The sequence below is a fragment of the Enterobacter sp. 118C5 genome, assembly GCF_034107645.1.
Lineage (GTDB): Bacteria > Pseudomonadota > Gammaproteobacteria > Enterobacterales > Enterobacteriaceae > Enterobacter > Enterobacter nematophilus.
Window position 1 is genome coordinate 1 of sequence record NZ_JAWNEU010000012.1, and the last position, 17,196, is coordinate 17,196.

Below are 17,196 nucleotides of genomic sequence, written 5' to 3' on the forward strand. Positions count from 1 at the left end.
GTTAAAAACATACTTTTTACTCCTGTATCAATAAGGACAGTACCACATTGATACCCTTGCCAACCAGTTATTTTGATACAAGCTGGCGGTGCGATCCATTCGTGTTTATTTTCATTTGAAGGTTGTAATTTAATAAAGGAAAATCCTTTGGCTGTATCCTTATTAATTCCAACATATATGCCATTGCGCGTTAGTGTATATCCATTGTTGCTTCCTGATTTTGTATTTAAAAGGGGGTTTGTATTTGGAGTGCTTTCGCTCTGCAAGCTACTTTCTCGATCAAAACCGATGCCCATCATTGATACATGCTCAGGGTTTAGTTCAGGTTTACAATTTCTTGCCTTAGCAAGGCACTGGATTTCGTTAACAGCCAATACTGGGATAATATTCGTAGATACGAATTTTTCCCCATCACCAATTGTGAGAGTAGTATTGAGCCAAGAACCTATCATAATACGTCCGGAACTATTGTACGTGATTTTACCTGGTCTAGCTGATAAATTATTTGCATTTGGTATTGCTGAAGATGAAATCACTAAACCTGTAGAGCCAGTATCAACTACTACCTCTCGTTCAGCACCGTCAGGAAATGAGACAAACAACTTCGGCGCAGTCTCATCACCACTTAAATTGTCGTTGTTTATAAATTTTAAATATACTGAATCATTGTTTTCTGAAAAAATCGGCTTACTTATTTCTGCATCAGATACTGCAGCATGAGAAGCTATTCCAAACGGAAGAATTAAACAAATAATGGCTAGGATGTTTACTTTTATCGCTACTGGGTGTATTTGCATGTTAACGGCCTATAAAGATTCAGAAAAAACGTGAAATTTGTACCATGTATTATGCATGATATATCGCGTCCTTTTTCAATATTCTTATCCTATACAAATATTCAAAGTAGCAGACATCTAATTTTTTTCAAGAGAAATTCAAAAAACAAAGTATGTGTGATCTCGATCTGATTTTTCGATTATACAATGTAATTTTTTAGGTGCGTCTTGACATAATAGTACTAATAACTAATATTTAATATTACTGAATCTAATACTGTGCAAGTGTTATTTTCTGTCGATTAAAAAATAGTTTGCTCTAACCCGTTACGCGTAAAGTTTAAAGTACCGATTTTTCTTCTATGAAATTATTACCTACTACTACAATACTTGGAGTAATCGAATGAAACTCGCAAAATATTTCTGCTGTTTTATGGTAATATTTAATACTACTGTATTTGCTGCTGAGGAAATTGATGCGGAAAATGCAAGTAAATATACCAAAATTGGAACGTTATCAGTGACTGAAGATGGTTTTACAATGTCTGACGATGATCTTTCGCAAAAGGTTGATGAAAAGGGAGGAAAGTACTACGTTATTACTTCGAAGGAAGGAAAAGAAGAGCATAAAACTATTAACGCTGACATCTACAAGTGATGCCTTAGAAGGTGGCGATTGTTTTTGCCACCTTCATTGATAGTCTTAAAAAATGAATTAACCAATTCCAATTTTATATTTTTTTTTCGTGGCGTGCGGCATTGTGTGAATGTTTGTATTTTATTTGTGCTTTCTATTCGTTTGTCAAATGATTAGATGATTCTTGTTGTTTTTGTTATTTTTTTTTAGTTCTTAAATTGTTGCTTCCAATCAAACTGTTTTTCCTGTGTATGCTGAAAATACTAAGAATGTGGTACATGGTTGTATGAAGTTTATGTTGTTTTGGAATTTAAGATTCAAACGGTGTTGATGTTCGATTAGGTTGACTTTATATATTTCGATAAATTAGTAAGTTACAGCCGAATAAAGGCTGGGAAATATATAATACGATCAACTTAGCGTGGCATAGAATAAATTAATTAAACCAGATATGAACTGCAGCAATGTTAATCATAAACTATGAATAATGGTTCATTAGGCAAGCCCGCCAATACCCGCTGCGTTCAGCTCTCTGAATCCAACCTGTGTATGATCTTTGAGTCTCCCCTGCGTCCGAAGGTCTGTTCCGGGCTTCAGCCCTCGTCCGAAATGTGCGGCAGCACGCGCGCGCAGGCGATGACCTGGCTGCTTGAGCTGGAAGCGCTCACCGCGCCTTAAACGTCTTTGATCCTCGCCAGGCAGCCCATCGTCAGCGTACACATCACCAGCGCAATCCAGAACACCGTGTGATAGTTCCAGATCTCGGCAACGATACCGGCCATCGAGCCTGCGATAATCCAGCCCACGCGGGTGGTATTAGTATAAAGGGTGGTGGCGGCACCTGCCTGACCCGGCATCAGATCCTGGAAGTAGAGCATGCCAATTCCCGCCAGGATGCCGATATAAACGGCGTTCAGCAGCTGTAAAGCAAGAAGCAGGGCTGGCGTATGGACCGTCAGCATGCCAACGTAAAACAGCAGCCCGGCGACGGCCGCGATGCGCATTAAAAAACGTTTCCCGAACCGCTTCGCATAATAGCCTGCAATCAGCATGGTCGGGATCTCAAGACCTGCGGCGGTGCCCATCATAATGCCCGCCAGCTTCTCCGGCAGGTGTAGCTCATCAATAATAAACAGCGGCATGTTGATGATATAGAGGCTGTTGGTGCCCCACATCAGCGTGCAGATAACAAACAGGAGCAGGGCGTCGCGGCGGTTACGACGCGGCGCTTCCAGCACGCCCGTTGCCACCTTGGGCTCTTTGCGCATTGACGGCAGAAAGAACCACACCAGCGCGCCGCACGCCACAAACGCGACCGCCGCGCTCAGGTACATCACCGTAAAGCCAAACCCCATCGCCAGCGCGTAGGCCAGCGGCGGGCCAATCACCCATGCCAGCGACACCTGAGCGCGCAATATAGAGCTGAACATCACCGCTTCCCGCCCGGTATGGTCGGCATGCTCGCGGGCGAGGGCAAACAGCTGCGGGTTGGCGGTTGAGCCAAAGCTGCTCAGAAAAACCCCGATGAACAGCAGAACGAAATAGTTACGGTTCCAGGCAAACAGGAGGCAGGCCAGTACCCCCAGCAGACAGCAGAAAACGATCAGGCTTTTACGATCGCCTTTGCGGTCGGAACGACCGGCGAGAAACTGGCTGACGAGAATGCCAATGATGGCGCTACCGGTAAAAAAGAAGCCAACCATCGCCGGACGGGCGTGAACTTCGTTAGTCAGGAACAGGCTCAGCGTCGGGGTTTGCAACGCACCGGCGATGCCCGTGAAGAAGGCAACAATCAGGAACGCCGTTGACGTCAAATCAAAGGGCTTTGGCGCGGTGGCCGCAGGGGTGTTATGCATGTTTTATAATTAGCGAATAACAGAGAGGGGCGGAGTTTACGCCGTTAGCTAAAAAATAAACAGTGGGTGAAGTCAATTACCCCACAAAAAATCAAAATGGCATTTCAACTTACGCCCCGCCTGGCTGAACTTAGCTGAAACTGGTTTGCTGAACTTCAGCAATATTCAGCTGAACGCAGAAGAAATGTGCAGTATCTCTAAATTCTGATATCGGAAACACGACTTTTCTTGCAAGCCATTGCAGAAAGCGCAAGACTTTTTGAAACGTTTCAGCGCTATCTTGTTTTAACAAACGGAGCAGGCTAGCGTATTTTTTCTCATGTAAGCTGAAACGATTCACTTTCAGCAGGAGAGGAGAACCATGTTCCAGTTATCTGTTCAGGATATTCAGCCGGGCGCTCAGGCCGGAGATAAAGAAGAGGCCATTCGTCAGGTTGCCGCTGCCCTTGTGCAGGCGGGTAACGTCGCGGACGGCTACGTAAACGGTATGCTGGCGCGCGAGCAGCAGACCTCCACCTTCCTCGGCAATGGCATTGCCATTCCGCACGGCACAACCGACACCCGCGACCAGGTGCTGAAAACCGGCGTGAAGGTCTATCAATTCCCGCAGGGCGTGCTCTGGGGCGACGGCCAGGTGGCTTATGTTGCTATCGGTATCGCGGCGAGCAGCGACGAACATTTGGGCCTGCTGCGTCAGCTGACGCATGTTCTGAGCGATGACTCCGTGGCGGAACAGCTGAAGTCTGCAACCACTGCTGAAGAGCTGCGTGCGTTGCTGATGGGCGAAAAACAGAGTGAAGCGCTGAAGCTGGATAACGACACGCTGACGCTGGATGTTGTGGCCTCCGACCTGGTCACGCTGCAGGCGCTGAACGCGGGCCGCCTGAAAGAAGCGGGTGCCGCTGATGCCACCTTTGTGACGCGCGTGATTAACGATAAGCCGCTGAATCTTGGCCAGGGCATCTGGCTGAACGACAGCGCAGAAGGCAACCTGCGCAGCGCGATTGCCGTGAGCCGCGCGGCCACAGCGTTCGACGTTGAGGGCGAGACAGCAGCCATGCTGGTGACCGTGGCGATGAACGATGAGCAGCCGGTTTCGGTGCTGAAGCGTCTGGGCGATCTGCTGCTGAACGATAAAGCTGAAAAACTGCTGAACGCCGATGCGGCGACCGTGCTGGCGCTGCTGACCAGCGACGACGCGCTGACGGACGACGTGCTGAACGCCGAGTTCGTGGTGCGTAACGAACACGGCCTGCATGCCCGTCCGGGCACCATGCTGGTCAACACCATTAAACAATTTGAAAGCGAGATTACCGTGACCAACCTGGATGGTTCGGGCAAACCGGCCAACGGCCGTAGCCTGATGAAAGTCGTCGCGCTGGGCGTGAAGAAAGGCCATCGTCTGCGCTTCACCGCGCAGGGTGCAGATGCTGAGCAGGCGCTGAAAGCAATTGGCGACGCCATCGCGGCAGGTCTGGGGGAGGGCGCATAATGAGCAGACGTGTTGCGACTATTACGCTGAACCCGGCTTATGACCTGGTGGGATTTTGCCCGGAAATTGAGCGCGGCGAAGTCAACCTCGTGCGTACCACCGGCCTGCATGCCGCGGGCAAAGGGATTAACGTCGCGAAGGTGCTTAAGGATCTCGGTATCGACGTCACCGTGGGCGGATTCCTCGGTAAAGATAACCAGGATGGCTTCCAGCAGCTGTTCAGCGAGCTGGGCATTGCCAACCGTTTTCAGGTTGTGCAGGGCCGTACCCGCATCAACGTCAAGCTGACCGAGAAAGACGGTGAAGTGACCGATCTTAACTTCTCCGGTTTCGAAGTGACGCCAGCTGACTGGGAACGCTTTGTGACCGACTCCCTGACCTGGCTGGGCCAGTTCGACATGGTGTGCGTCAGCGGAAGCCTGCCGTCCGGCGTCAGCCCGGAAGCGTTTACCGACTGGATGACTCGCCTGCGTAGCCAGTGCCCATGCATTATCTTCGACAGCAGCCGCGATGCGCTGGTGGCGGGTCTGAAAGCCTCTCCGTGGCTGGTTAAGCCTAACCGCCGCGAGCTGGAGATCTGGGCAGGCCGCAAGCTGCCGGAATTAAAAGATGTGATTGAGGCCGCCCATGCGCTGCGCGAGCAGGGTATTGCTCACGTGGTGATCTCGCTGGGTGCAGAAGGGGCGTTGTGGGTTAACGCTTCAGGTGAATGGATTGCCAAACCGCCGTCAATGGAAGTAGTGAGCACCGTTGGCGCAGGGGATTCTATGGTTGGCGGCCTGATTTACGGCCTGCTGATGCGTGAATCCAGTGAACATACGTTACGTCTTGCCACCGCCGTTGCAGCCCTGGCCGTGAGCCAGAGCAATGTCGGTATTACCGATCGTACCCAGTTAGCCGCGATGATGGCGCGCGTTGACTTAAAACCTTTTAACTAACAGCAGGAGAGGAATAATGAAAACGCTGCTGATCATTGACTCCGGTCTCGGACAGGCTCGCGCCTACATGGCGAAGACCCTGCTGGGCGCGGCGGCACAAAAAGCACACCTGGACATCATTGATAACCCAGGCGATGCCGAGCTGGCGATTGTCCTGGGCGATAAAATCCCCGCTGACAGCGCGCTGAACGGCAAAAAAGTGTGGCTGGGCGATATTAATCGCGCGGTGGCACACCCGGAACTGTTCCTGAGCGAAGCGAAAGGTCACGCGACCGTCTACAGCGCGCCCGTCGTGGAGGCTCCGGCTGCGGTCTCGGGTCCGAAACGCGTTGTTGCGGTCACGGCCTGCCCGACGGGCGTGGCGCACACCTTTATGGCGGCTGAAGCCATTGAAACCGAAGCGAAAAAACGCGGCTGGTGGGTGAAGGTTGAAACCCGTGGCTCCGTGGGTGCGGGCAATGCCATTACGCCGGAAGAGGTCGCTGAGGCCGATCTGGTGATTGTGGCGGCAGATATTGAAGTGGATCTGGCGAAGTTTGCCGGTAAGCCGATGTACCGCACCTCTACCGGCCTGGCGCTGAAAAAGACCGCGCAGGAGTTTGATAAGGCGCTGGTGGAAGCCAAGCCGTATCAGGCGACCGGCGCAGCGAAAACCCCGACCGAAGGGAAAAAAGAGTCTGCGGGCGCGTATCGTCACCTGCTGACCGGCGTCTCCTACATGCTGCCGATGGTGGTGGCTGGCGGCCTGTGTATTGCGCTCTCCTTCGCCTTCGGTATTGAAGCGTTTAAAGAGCAGGGCACGCTGGCGGCGGCGTTAATGCAGATTGGCGGCGGCTCCGCCTTCGCCCTGATGGTGCCGGTACTGGCGGGCTTTATCGCCTTCTCTATTGCTGACCGTCCGGGTCTGACCCCGGGTCTTATCGGCGGTATGCTGGCGGTGAGCACCGGCTCCGGCTTTATCGGCGGTATCATCGCCGGTTTCCTCGCAGGTTACGTCGCGAAACTGATCAGCTCTAAGCTGAAGCTGCCGCAGAGTATGGAAGCGCTGAAGCCAATCCTGATCATTCCGCTGATCTCCAGCCTGGTGGTCGGTCTGGCGATGATTTACCTGATTGGTAAGCCGGTTGCGGGCATCCTGGCGGGTCTGACCCACTGGCTGCAAACCATGGGCACGGCGAACGCGGTGCTGCTGGGCGCAATCCTCGGCGGCATGATGTGTACCGACATGGGTGGCCCGGTGAACAAAGCGGCATACGCGTTTGGCGTTGGCCTGCTGAGTACCCAGACCTATGCGCCGATGGCGGCGATCATGGCGGCCGGTATGGTGCCACCGCTGGCGCTTGGCCTGGCGACGATTATTGCCCGTCGTAAGTTCGACAAAGCGCAGCAGGAAGGCGGTAAAGCGGCGCTGGTGCTGGGCCTGTGCTTCATCACCGAAGGTGCGATTCCGTTCGCGGCACGTGACCCAATGCGTGTTCTGCCGTGCTGTATCGTCGGCGGCGCGGTAACGGGCGCCATCTCCATGGCGATTGGCGCGAAGCTGATGGCGCCGCACGGCGGTCTGTTTGTACTGCTGATCCCTGGCGCCATCACCCCGGTACTGGGCTATCTGCTGGCGATTATTGCCGGTACGCTGGTGGCGGGTCTGTCTTACGCGGTGCTGAAACGTCCTGAAGCGGAAGTTGTGGCAAAAGCAGCGTAAGCGAAGCAACAAAAAAGCCGGGTGCTAATGCGACCCGGCTTTTTTTATGCCGCCTGTTCAGCGGTTTGCTGCGCCTTCAGCCAGGCAATCTCTTCCGCCCAGATATCCGGATTGATGGTTTCCAGCACCATCGGAATACCGTCGAAGCGCGCGTCCTGCATAATAAAGCGGAACGCATCGTGGCCGATATTGCCTTCGCCCAGGCTGTGGTGGCGGTCAACGCGGCTGCCGAACGCGCTTTTCGCATCGTTCAGGTGCATGCCGCGCAGATACTTAAAGCCGACAATTCGCTCAAACTCATCAAACGTGTTTTTCGTTGCCTCGGTGGTGCGCAGGTCGTACCCGGCCGCAAACGCGTGGCAGGTATCAATGCACACGCCCACGCGGGATTTATCTTCCACGCCGTCAATAATTGCCGCCAGATGTTCGAACTTAAAGCCGAGGTTGCTGCCCTGACCGGCGGTGTTTTCAATCACTGCGGTGACGCCTTTGGTTTTATCCAGCGTCATGTTGATGGATTCGGCGATGCGCGCCAGACAGGCATCTTCGTCAATCTGCATCAGATGACTACCCGGATGGAAGTTCAGCAGCGTCAGCCCGAGCTGTTCGCAGCGCTGCACTTCATCAAGGAACGCCTCGCGGGATTTATCCAGCGCTTCCTGAACCGGATGCCCGAGGTTAATCAGATAGCTGTCGTGGGGAAGGATCTGGCCCGGCCCGTAATGGTATTTTTCACAGGCGGCTTTGAAATCGTCAATCACGTCGGCGGTGAGCGGCGCGGCGCGCCACTGGCGCTGGTTTTTGGTGAACAGGGCGAAAGCGGTCGCCTCGATTTCGGCAGCGCGAATGGCGGCATTCGCAAGGCCACCGGCAGCGCTGACGTGCGCTCCAACGTATTTCATAAAAAAACTCCTGTTAACCCGAAACGCTTATGATAGCGGGTTAACAGGAGAAGGACGAGATGGTTTATGCCATCAGGCTGTGCACGGCGAGGTTAATCGCGCCGCCGCCGACAATCAGCCAGATGAAGAGCACCAGCGCCATCAGCAGCGGCTTCGCACCGGCTTTTTTCAGCGCGCTGACGTGCGTGGTCACCCCCAGCGCCGCCATCGCCATCGCCAGCAGCACCGTATCCAGCGTCACCAGCATCTCCACCACCGCTTTAGGCAGCAGGTGGAAGGAGTTAAAGATGGCGACCACGATGAACAGGATCGCAAACCACGGAATGGTGATTTTGCTTTTCTCGCTGCCGCCAGCCGGTGCCAGCTGTTTAACCCGCGCGGCCAGGAAAATCAGGAACGGCGCCAGCATCATCACGCGCAGCATTTTGGCAATGACCGCCGCGTTTTCCGCTTCCGGATTGATGGCGTGACCTGCCGCCACCACCTGCGCCACTTCGTGCATAGTCGAACCAATATAGATGCCGTAGGTTTCCGGGCTAAACCAGTGCGCCACCAGCGGATACATCGCGGGATAAAGGAAGATCGCCAGCGTACCGAAGATAACCACCGTCGCGACTGCCACCGTCACTTTACTGGCTTCGGCTTTAACGACCGGTTCCGTCGCCAGCACCGCGGCCGCACCGCAGATGCTGCTGCCTGCGCCGATCAGCCAGCTGGTTTGCTTGTCCAGGCCAAAGATCTTCTGACCGATAAAGCACGCCAGTAAAAAGGTGCTGGAGAGCGTCAGGACGTCGATGGCAATCCCGCTGACGCCCACGTCCGCAATCTGCGAAAAGGTGAGGCGGAAGCCGTAAAGAATAATGCCGAGACGCAATAAATGTTGTTTGGCGAAAATGACGCCCCCGTCGCAGGATTTCCAGATGTGCGGGTAAACGGTATTCCCGACCACCATGCCGAGCAAAATGGCCAGCGTTAACGCGCTGAACCCTGCACCCGCCACTTCCGGAATACTGCCGCCCCATAAGGCCACGCCGGTTACTACGGCGCTGAGCGCGAGACCCGGCACGAAGTGCCACACTGTACGATGATGTTGTAAGGTGATTTCTGACATAACCTTCTCCTTTGTCTGGCTAAAGGTTACGGCGCTCTGGCTTAAAAATAAAATTGATTATATATTTATAATTAATCTCTATAAGTGGTAAGTAACCATGCACATTACATTGCGTCAGCTTGAAGTGTTTGCCGAGGTGCTGAAAAGCGGCTCGACGACCCAGGCGTCACAAATGCTGGCGCTCTCGCAGTCTGCCGTCAGCGCGGCGTTGACCGATCTCGAAGGCCAGCTGGGCGTCCAGCTGTTCGACAGGGTAGGGAAGCGACTGGTGGTCAACGAACATGGGCGCCTGCTTTACCCGCGCGCGCTGGCGCTGCTGGAGCAGGCTATTGAAATCGAGCAGCTGTTCCGCGAGGACAACGGCGCGATCCGCGTGTTTGCCAGCAGCACCATCGGAAACTACATCCTGCCGGAAGTGATTGCCCGCTACCGCCGGGATTTCCCGACCCTGCCGCTGGATATGAGCGTGGGCAACAGCCAGGACGTGATCAACGCGGTGATCGATTTCCGCGTGGATATCGGTCTTATTGAAGGTCCTTGCCACAACGTCGATATCATTGCCGAGCCATGGCTGGAGGATGAGCTGGTGGTGTTTGCATCTCCGGCCTCGTCATTATTGCAGGGCGAGGTGACGCTGGAGCGGCTGGCGCAGGCGCAGTGGATCCTCCGCGAGCAGGGTTCCGGCACGCGTGAGATTGTCGACTACCTGCTGCTGTCGCATCTGCCGCATTTCCAGCTGGGAATGGAGCTGGGGAACTCAGAGGCGATTAAGCACGCGGTGCGTCATGGCCTGGGCATCAGCTGTCTTTCCCGGCGGGTGATTGCCGAACAGCTGGAGACCGGATCGCTGGTGGAAATCCCCGTTCCGCTGCCGAAGCTGGTGCGCACGCTGTGGTGCATTCATCACCGTCAGAAACACCTGTCCAGTTCGCTGCAGCGTTTTCTGCGCTACTGCGAGATGTAAAAGCGCCCCTCTCCCCTGGGTGAGGGGAAAAATAATGCGTTACTTATAATCCTGGTCGAGTCATGAAGCTCTCTTATAACAGGGTATTTCTGCCGGAAGGAACGCAGATCGTCTGCTACAATCGCGCCTCATTTATTAAATGGACAGCATTTTCACATGGTTTCAGAAACTAAAACCACAGAAGCGCCCACGCTACGTCGTGAACTCAAGGCGCGTCACCTGACGATGATCGCCATTGGCGGCTCAATCGGTACAGGTCTTTTCGTTGCCTCTGGCGCAACGATTTCGGCAGCCGGCCCGGGTGGGGCACTCTTCTCTTATATCCTCATTGGCCTGATGGTTTACTTCCTGATGACCAGTCTGGGCGAACTGGCGGCATACATGCCGGTGTCAGGTTCGTTTTCGACCTACGGACAAAAATACGTTGAGGAAGGCTTCGGCTTCGCGCTGGGCTGGAACTACTGGTACAACTGGGCGGTGACCATTGCCGTGGATCTCGTCGCCGCGCAGCTGGTGATGACCTGGTGGTTCCCGGACACGCCGGGCTGGATCTGGAGCGCACTGTTCCTGGCCGTCATCTTCCTGCTGAACTACATCTCCGTGCGCGGCTTTGGCGAAGCGGAATACTGGTTCTCTTTGATCAAAGTGGCAACCGTCATCATCTTTATCGTCGTCGGCGTGGCGATGATCGTGGGGATTTTCAAAGGGGCTGAACCTGCGGGCTGGAGCAACTGGACGATAGGCGATGCGCCGTTTGCCGGGGGCTTCTCGGCGATGATTGGCGTGGCGATGATTGTCGGCTTCTCCTTCCAGGGCACCGAGCTGATTGGTATCGCGGCCGGTGAATCCGAAAACCCGGAGAAGAACATTCCGCGCGCGGTGCGTCAGGTGTTCTGGCGTATCCTGCTGTTCTACGTGTTCGCTATTTTGATTATCAGCCTGATCATTCCGTATACCGATCCAAGCCTGCTGCGTAACGACGTGAAAGACATTAGCGTCAGCCCGTTTACCCTGGTCTTCCAGCATGCGGGCCTGCTCTCAGCGGCGGCGGTAATGAACGCGGTGATCCTGACGGCGGTGCTGTCGGCGGGTAACTCCGGCATGTACGCATCCACCCGTATGCTGTACACCCTGGCCTGCGACGGCAAAGCGCCGCGCATTTTCTCAAAACTGTCCCGCGGCGGCGTCCCGCGTAACGCGCTGTATGCCACCACGGTCATTGCGGGCCTGTGCTTCCTGACCTCCATGTTCGGCAACCAGACGGTGTACCTGTGGCTGCTGAATACCTCCGGGATGACGGGCTTTATCGCCTGGCTGGGCATCGCCATCAGCCACTACCGTTTCCGTCGCGGCTACGTTATGCAGGGTCACGATCTGAATAACCTTCCGTACCGTTCTGGCTTCTTCCCGCTGGGGCCGATTTTTGCCTTCATTCTGTGCCTGATTATTACCCTGGGACAGAACTATGAAGCTTTCCTTGCGGACACCATTGACTGGGGCGCAGTTACGGCCACCTACATTGGTATTCCGCTGTTCCTGGTCATCTGGTTTGGCTACAAACTGACGAAAGGAACCCGCTTCGTTCGCTACAGTGAAATGGATTTCCCGGAACGATTTAAACAATAACCGCGCTTCCTCTCTTTCAGCCCGCTCAGTTGAGCGGGCTTTTTTATCTCCACAGTATGAATTCCGGATATATTTTTTAACAATTTAATTGATAATAATTATCGTTTGCTTTATCGTTATCAAAAAATAAGCGTGCTACCGACCCACCGCAGACGTGGGCGGACAACAAGGCACTGTGAGCGATGATTTTTGATTGAGTTGTATTTACCTCATGGAGATATGGAATGTTTAGGTTGAATCCCGTCGTCAGGGGAGGACTATGCGCGTCTGCAATGTCCCTGGCACTGCCTGTCATCGCAGCGGAATCTGGCGACACAATGGTTGTTACGGCATCCGCGAACGAGCAAAACCTGAAAGACGCACCGGCAAGCATCAGCGTGATTACCCAGGAAGATTTGCAGCGCAAACCCGTTCAGAACCTGAAAGATGTGTTACGGGATGTGCCGGGCGTGCAGCTCACGAGCGAAGGGGACAACCGTAAAGGGGTAAGTATTCGCGGTCTGGACAGCAGCTATACGCTCATCCTGATCGACGGCAAGCGCGTCAACTCGCGCAACGCGGTCTTCCGCCATAACGATTTCGACCTCAACTGGGTGCCGGTTGATGCCATTGAACGCATTGAAGTGGTGCGCGGACCGATGTCTTCTCTCTACGGCTCTGATGCTCTCGGCGGCGTGGTGAACATCATCACCAAAAAAATCGGCCAGAAGTGGAGGGGCACCCTGAGCGCGGATTCCACCATTCAGGAACACCGCGATCGTGGCGACACGTATAACGGTCAGTTTTATACCAGCGGTCCGCTGGTGGACGGCCTGCTGGGCCTGAAAGCCTACGGCAGCCTCGCGAAGCGTGAGAAAGACGGGCAGCAGAAGTCCTCCACCACGGCGAGCGGTGAAACGCCGCGCATTGAGGGCTTCACCAGCCGCGATGCCAACGTGGAATTCGCATGGACGCCAACAGAAAACCACGACTTCACCGCGGGCTACGGCTTTGACCGCCAGGATCGCGATTCAGACTCCCTCGACAAAAACCGCCTTGAGCGTCAGAACTACTCTCTCAGCCATAACGGCCGCTGGGGCGTCGGCAACAGCGAGCTGAAGGTTTACGGTGAGAAGGTGGATAACAAAAATCCGGGTAACAGCAACCCTATCACCTCCGAGAGCAACGCGGTGGACGGGAAATACGTGCTGCCGCTGGGCGAGATTAATCAGCTGCTGACCTTTGGCGGCGAGTGGCGTCACGATAAGCTGAAAGATCCGGTCAACCTGACGGGAGGCTCCAGCAGCAGTACGTCGACAAGCCAGTACGCGCTGTTCCTCGAAGACGAATGGCGTATCTTCGAGCCGCTGGCGCTGACCACCGGCATCCGCATGGACGACCATGACACCTACGGTGACCACTGGAGCCCGCGTGCTTATCTGGTATACAACGCAACGGATACCGTGACGGTGAAAGGGGGCTGGGCCACCGCGTTTAAAGCGCCGTCTCTGCTGCAGCTGAGCCCGGACTGGGTCACCGGCTCGTGCCGCGGCGCCTGCGAGATTGTTGGTAACCCGGACCTGAAGCCGGAAACCAGCGAGAGCTTCGAATTTGGTCTCTACTACAGCGGGGAGGAGGGCTGGTTAGAGGGCGTGCAGGCCAGCATCACTACCTTCCAGAATAACGTGGATGACCGGATCAGCATCAGCCGTACGGCTAACGTGAACCAGGCGCAGAGCTACCCTAACTACGTTGGCCTGAACGCGGACGGTGAACCGATTTTCCGCTATTACAACGTCAACAAGGCGCGCATCCGTGGGGTGGAGACCGAAGTGAAGTTCCCGCTGGCCGAAGACTGGAAAGTGACGCTGAACTACACCTATAACGACGGCCGCGATATCAGCAACGGCGGCAACAAACCGCTGTCCGAGCTGCCGTTCCACACCGCCAACGGGACCGTTGACTGGAAGGCGACGCAGGACTGGTCATTCTATGTTCAGGGTAACTACACCGGCGAGAAGCGCGCGCTGACCAGCAGTGCACCAACGCCGGGTGGCTATGTCATCTGGAATACGGGCGCGGCGTGGCAGGCGACGAAAAGCGTGAAGCTGCGCGCGGGCGTGCAGAACCTGCTGGATAAAGATCTGAGCCGCGACGATTACAGCTACACGGAAGATGGCCGCCGCTACTTTGTTGGCGTGGACTATAAGTTCTGATGTGACCTTGATGCCCGGTGGCGCTTCGCTTACCGGGCATCCAAAACCCGCGAACGCAGGCCGGGTAAGGCGAAGCCGCCACCCGGCAATGACGCGCACTTACCTAAACAAATGCTCCGCATGGAAGCGGAGATGATCCTCGATAAAGGACGCCATAAAGTAATAGCTGTGATCGTATCCCGGCTGAATGCGCAGCGTCAGCGGCCAGTCCTTCTGGCGTGCCGCCTCAGCCAACACCGCAGGCTGTAGCTGTCCGGCGAGGAACTGATCCGCATCGCCCTGATCGATAAGCATCGGGATCGCGCTCGCCGAATCGCTTGCCAGCATCAGCGCGCAGCTGTCCCATTCCTGCCATTTCTCGGCATCTTTACCGAGATAGTTTGTGAAAGCTTTTTGCCCCCACGGCACCTGCGTTGGGTTCACAATCGGCGCGAACGCAGAGACGCTGGTGTATTTCCCCGGGTTTTTCAGCGCCATGATAAGCGCCCCGTGTCCGCCCATGGAGTGCCCGCTGATGGCGCAGCGGTCGCTCACCGCAAATTCGGTCTTTATTAGCGCAGGCAGCTCGTCGCGAATGTAGTCATACATGCGGTAATGGCTCGCCCACGGCTGTTCGGTGGCGTTGAGATAAAATCCGGCGCCTTTACCTAAATCGTACCCGGCATCGTCCGCCACATCATCGCCGCGCGGGCTGGTGTCGGGCATTACCAGCGCAATGCCCAGTTCGGCCGCAATGCGCTGCGCGCCCGCTTTGGTAGTGAAGTTTTCGTCGTTACACGTCAGGCCTGAAAGCCAGAACAGAACCGGCGGATTTTCCGTCGGCGGCAGGAAAATGCTGAACGTCATGGCGCAGTTCAGCGTGGTGGAGTCGTGCCGCCAGCGCTGCTGTCGACCTTCAAAACAACGGTGCTCTTCGAGCAGTTCCATGCAGGGCTCCTTAATGAGAATAGCTATTCATTAGAGCCATAATACAGCGTTTTCATTTACCTGTGAGCAACTTTCACTTTCGCGGAACCGCGAGATGCTGCATCATAAATTTACTTTTCTTTAACAATTGGAGCGGTCATGGCGCTGCGTATTGCGCTTAGTGGGTTTGTCGTTCTGGTGGTCGCGATGGGGATAGGGCGCTTCGCCTTCACGCCTCAGGTGCCGCTGATGATTGCCGCCGGGCAACTCACGCTCACCAGCGCGGGTCTGGTGGCGGCGATGAATTATCTGGGCTATCTGGTGGGCGCATGGGATGCCATGCGGGCGCACCGCTTTGTTGAAACGCGACTCTGGCTCGGCATCACGGGTGCGGTTGCGTTGACCCTGCTCTCCGCCGCGGCGGATAACGCCGTCGTGCACGGCCTGCTGCGCTTTGTGATTGGCTGCATGAGCGGCTGGTCAATGGTGCTGATTGCCGCCTGGAGCAACGAGCGGCTGGGGCAGCTGGGTAAACCGGGGCTCAGTGCCGCCGTGTTTGCCGGACCAGGGGCAGGTATCGCCCTGAGCGGCCTGCTCGCGGTCTATATTCAGGCGAAATCCCTTTCGGCCGGTGCGGCGTGGCAAATCTACGGCGTGCTGGCGCTGGTACTGGTTGCACTGGTGGCGCGCTATCTGCCGCGTTCCGGGCAGCTTCATCGACACGGCACCGCGCCAGAGCCGCTGGTGCTGACGACGGATTTAAAGCGCCTGGTCTGGAGCTACAGCCTGGCGGGATTTGGCTATATCCTTCCGGCGACCTTCCTGTCGCAAATGGCGGCGGTGCGCTTTCCCGGCAGCCTGTTTGCCCAGTTTGTCTGGCCGATTTTTGGTGCCGCCGCCGTGGTGGGCATTGCGCTCAGCATTCTTTTGCGCCACACCTCAACGGCTAACCGCAGGCTGGCCATCGTGCTGTGGTTACAGGGCGCGGGCGTGCTGGCGGCCTGGCTGCTGCCGGGTATTGGCGGCTTGCTGACGGGCGGGCTGCTGGTGGGCGGCGGGTTCCTCTGTGCGGTGCAGCTCTCTCTTTTATACGGCCGCGAGCTGGCACCGAACCATACGCGCTATATGGCGGGGCTGCTCACCACCGGGTATGCCATCGGGCAATTGGTGGGGCCGGTGACCTCGGCGTTATCAACCTGGCTAACCCACCGGCTGGAGCCTGCGCTGGGGCTGGCTGGCGTTGCGCTGTTTGTCGCGGGTGCCCTGGTCTGGAATCGCCACGCTGAAAGGCAACAGCAATTGCAATAATTATCGTCGTGAATACTGGATTATGTGCGTCGCCTCACGCACAATGAGCGCATACTTTTGCCACAACGAGGGCAAAAGACGCCACACCTGCAGGAGAACAAAATGTCATCACTCAGTAAAGAAGCTGCCCTGGTCCACGAAGCCCTGCTCGCGCGCGGTCTTGAAACGCCACTGCGTCCGCCCGTTCAGGATATGGACAATGAAACCCGTAAAAGTCTGATTTCCGGGCATATGACCGAGATCATGCAACTGCTGAATCTCGATCTGAGCGATGACAGCCTGATGGAGACGCCCAAGCGTATCGCGAAAATGTACGTTGACGAAATTTTCTCCGGACTGGATTACGCCAACTTCCCGAAAATTACCGTCATCGAAAACAAGATGAAGGTGGATGAGATGGTGACGGTCCGTGACATTACGCTGACCAGCACCTGCGAGCACCATTTCGTGACCATCGACGGTAAAGCGACCGTGGCGTATATCCCGAAAGACACGGTGATTGGCCTGTCGAAGATCAACCGCATTGTGCAGTTCTTCGCGCAGCGCCCTCAGGTGCAGGAGCGTCTGACGCAGCAGATCCTGATCGCGCTGCAAACGCTGCTGGGCACCAATAACGTGGCGGTTTCCATCGACGCGGTGCACTACTGCGTGAAAGCGCGCGGCGTGCGTGATGCAACCAGCGCGACCACCACCACCTCGCTGGGCGGCCTGTTTAAATCAAGCCAGAACACCCGCCAGGAGTTCCTGCGCGCCGTGCGTCACCACAACTAATCAGACAGGGCA

Annotated in this window: 15 protein-coding genes; 10 read left to right on the plus strand and 5 right to left on the minus strand. The window is 55.4% G+C overall.

The genetic code is table 11. From position 1 onward, the window contains the following. A partial coding sequence (locus UTO39_RS17460) for a hypothetical protein (protein ID WP_320727675.1) occupies window positions 1–797 on the minus strand: 797 nt, incomplete at its 3' end. A 382-nt stretch (window positions 798–1,179) separates the two neighbouring features. Here UTO39_RS17460 and UTO39_RS17465 point away from each other — a divergent pair. Together UTO39_RS17465 and UTO39_RS17470 are read left to right on the plus strand one after the other, a co-directional pair. After that, window positions 1,180–1,434 carry a DUF1471 domain-containing protein gene (locus UTO39_RS17465; protein WP_320727676.1) on the plus strand — a complete coding sequence of 85 codons (255 nt, stop codon included), beginning with the start codon at window positions 1,180–1,182 and terminating at the stop codon, window positions 1,432–1,434. A 459-nt stretch (window positions 1,435–1,893) separates the two neighbouring features. After that, window positions 1,894–2,091, plus strand: a complete 198-nt coding sequence (locus tag UTO39_RS17470; protein WP_320727677.1) for a Fe-S-cluster oxidoreductase — start codon at window positions 1,894–1,896, stop codon at window positions 2,089–2,091. Here UTO39_RS17470 and setB read toward each other — a convergent pair. Next, window positions 2,088–3,269 (minus strand): sugar efflux transporter SetB, encoded by a 1,182-nt coding sequence (gene setB / locus UTO39_RS17475; protein WP_320727678.1) that lies wholly within the window; start codon window positions 3,267–3,269, stop codon window positions 2,088–2,090. The two genes, UTO39_RS17470 and setB, sit on opposite strands and share 4 nt — an antisense overlap. A 361-nt stretch (window positions 3,270–3,630) precedes the next feature. On the opposite strand from setB, the gene fruB reads away from it, so the two are divergent. Genes fruB through fruA form a run of 3 tightly spaced genes read left to right on the plus strand, consistent with a single transcriptional unit; the run spans window position 3,631 to window position 7,401 of the window. Continuing rightward, window positions 3,631–4,761, plus strand: a complete 1,131-nt coding sequence (gene fruB / locus UTO39_RS17480; RefSeq protein ID WP_151413981.1) for a fused PTS fructose transporter subunit IIA/HPr protein — start codon at window positions 3,631–3,633, stop codon at window positions 4,759–4,761. Next, window positions 4,761–5,699: a 1-phosphofructokinase gene (gene fruK / locus UTO39_RS17485; protein ID WP_010433510.1), complete on the plus strand. Its 939-nt coding sequence runs from the start codon at window positions 4,761–4,763 to the stop codon at window positions 5,697–5,699. Before fruB ends, fruK begins: the two co-directional genes overlap by 1 nt. 16 nt (window positions 5,700–5,715) lie before the next feature. Then, the gene (gene fruA, locus UTO39_RS17490; RefSeq protein ID WP_320727679.1) at window positions 5,716–7,401 is read left to right on the plus strand and encodes a PTS fructose transporter subunit IIBC; all 1,686 of its coding nucleotides are present in this window, start codon (window positions 5,716–5,718) and stop codon (window positions 7,399–7,401) included. Between the two features lie 44 nt (window positions 7,402–7,445). On the opposite strand, the gene nfo is transcribed toward fruA, so the two are convergent. Beyond that, complete coding sequence (nfo, locus tag UTO39_RS17495; RefSeq protein ID WP_266178720.1) at window positions 7,446–8,303, minus strand: deoxyribonuclease IV; 858 nt, start codon at window positions 8,301–8,303, stop codon at window positions 7,446–7,448. Between the two features lie 64 nt (window positions 8,304–8,367). Beyond that, window positions 8,368–9,414, minus strand: coding sequence for a YeiH family protein (locus UTO39_RS17500; protein ID WP_320727680.1), 1,047 nt, complete (start codon window positions 9,412–9,414; stop codon window positions 8,368–8,370). A gap of 97 nt (window positions 9,415–9,511) precedes the next feature. On the opposite strand from UTO39_RS17500, the gene yieE reads away from it, so the two are divergent. The 3 genes from yieE to cirA all read left to right on the plus strand — a co-directional run bounded on the left by yieE (window position 9,512) and on the right by cirA (window position 14,199). Further along, the gene (yieE, locus tag UTO39_RS17505; protein WP_266178721.1) at window positions 9,512–10,378 is read left to right on the plus strand and encodes a DNA-binding transcriptional regulator YeiE; all 867 of its coding nucleotides are present in this window, start codon (window positions 9,512–9,514) and stop codon (window positions 10,376–10,378) included. Between the two features lie 156 nt (window positions 10,379–10,534). Beyond that, window positions 10,535–12,004: an amino acid permease gene (locus UTO39_RS17510; protein WP_061097614.1), complete on the plus strand. Its 1,470-nt coding sequence runs from the start codon at window positions 10,535–10,537 to the stop codon at window positions 12,002–12,004. 224 nt (window positions 12,005–12,228) lie between these two features. Then, complete coding sequence (gene cirA, locus UTO39_RS17515; RefSeq protein ID WP_320727681.1) at window positions 12,229–14,199, plus strand: catecholate siderophore receptor CirA; 1,971 nt, start codon at window positions 12,229–12,231, stop codon at window positions 14,197–14,199. A 99-nt stretch (window positions 14,200–14,298) separates the two neighbouring features. Here the strand turns inward: cirA and fghA are convergent, their stop codons facing one another. Next, the gene (gene fghA / locus UTO39_RS17520; RefSeq protein ID WP_320727682.1) at window positions 14,299–15,126 is read right to left on the minus strand and encodes an S-formylglutathione hydrolase; all 828 of its coding nucleotides are present in this window, start codon (window positions 15,124–15,126) and stop codon (window positions 14,299–14,301) included. Window positions 15,127–15,264: 138 nt separating this feature from the next. Between fghA and UTO39_RS17525 the strand changes: the two genes are divergently transcribed. Together UTO39_RS17525 and folE are read left to right on the plus strand one after the other, a co-directional pair. Further along, complete coding sequence (locus tag UTO39_RS17525; RefSeq protein ID WP_320727683.1) at window positions 15,265–16,413, plus strand: YbfB/YjiJ family MFS transporter; 1,149 nt, start codon at window positions 15,265–15,267, stop codon at window positions 16,411–16,413. A 102-nt stretch (window positions 16,414–16,515) separates the two neighbouring features. Next, window positions 16,516–17,184 carry a GTP cyclohydrolase I FolE gene (gene folE, locus UTO39_RS17530; RefSeq protein WP_023330924.1) on the plus strand — a complete coding sequence of 223 codons (669 nt, stop codon included), beginning with the start codon at window positions 16,516–16,518 and terminating at the stop codon, window positions 17,182–17,184. Window positions 17,185–17,196 lie beyond the last annotated feature (12 nt).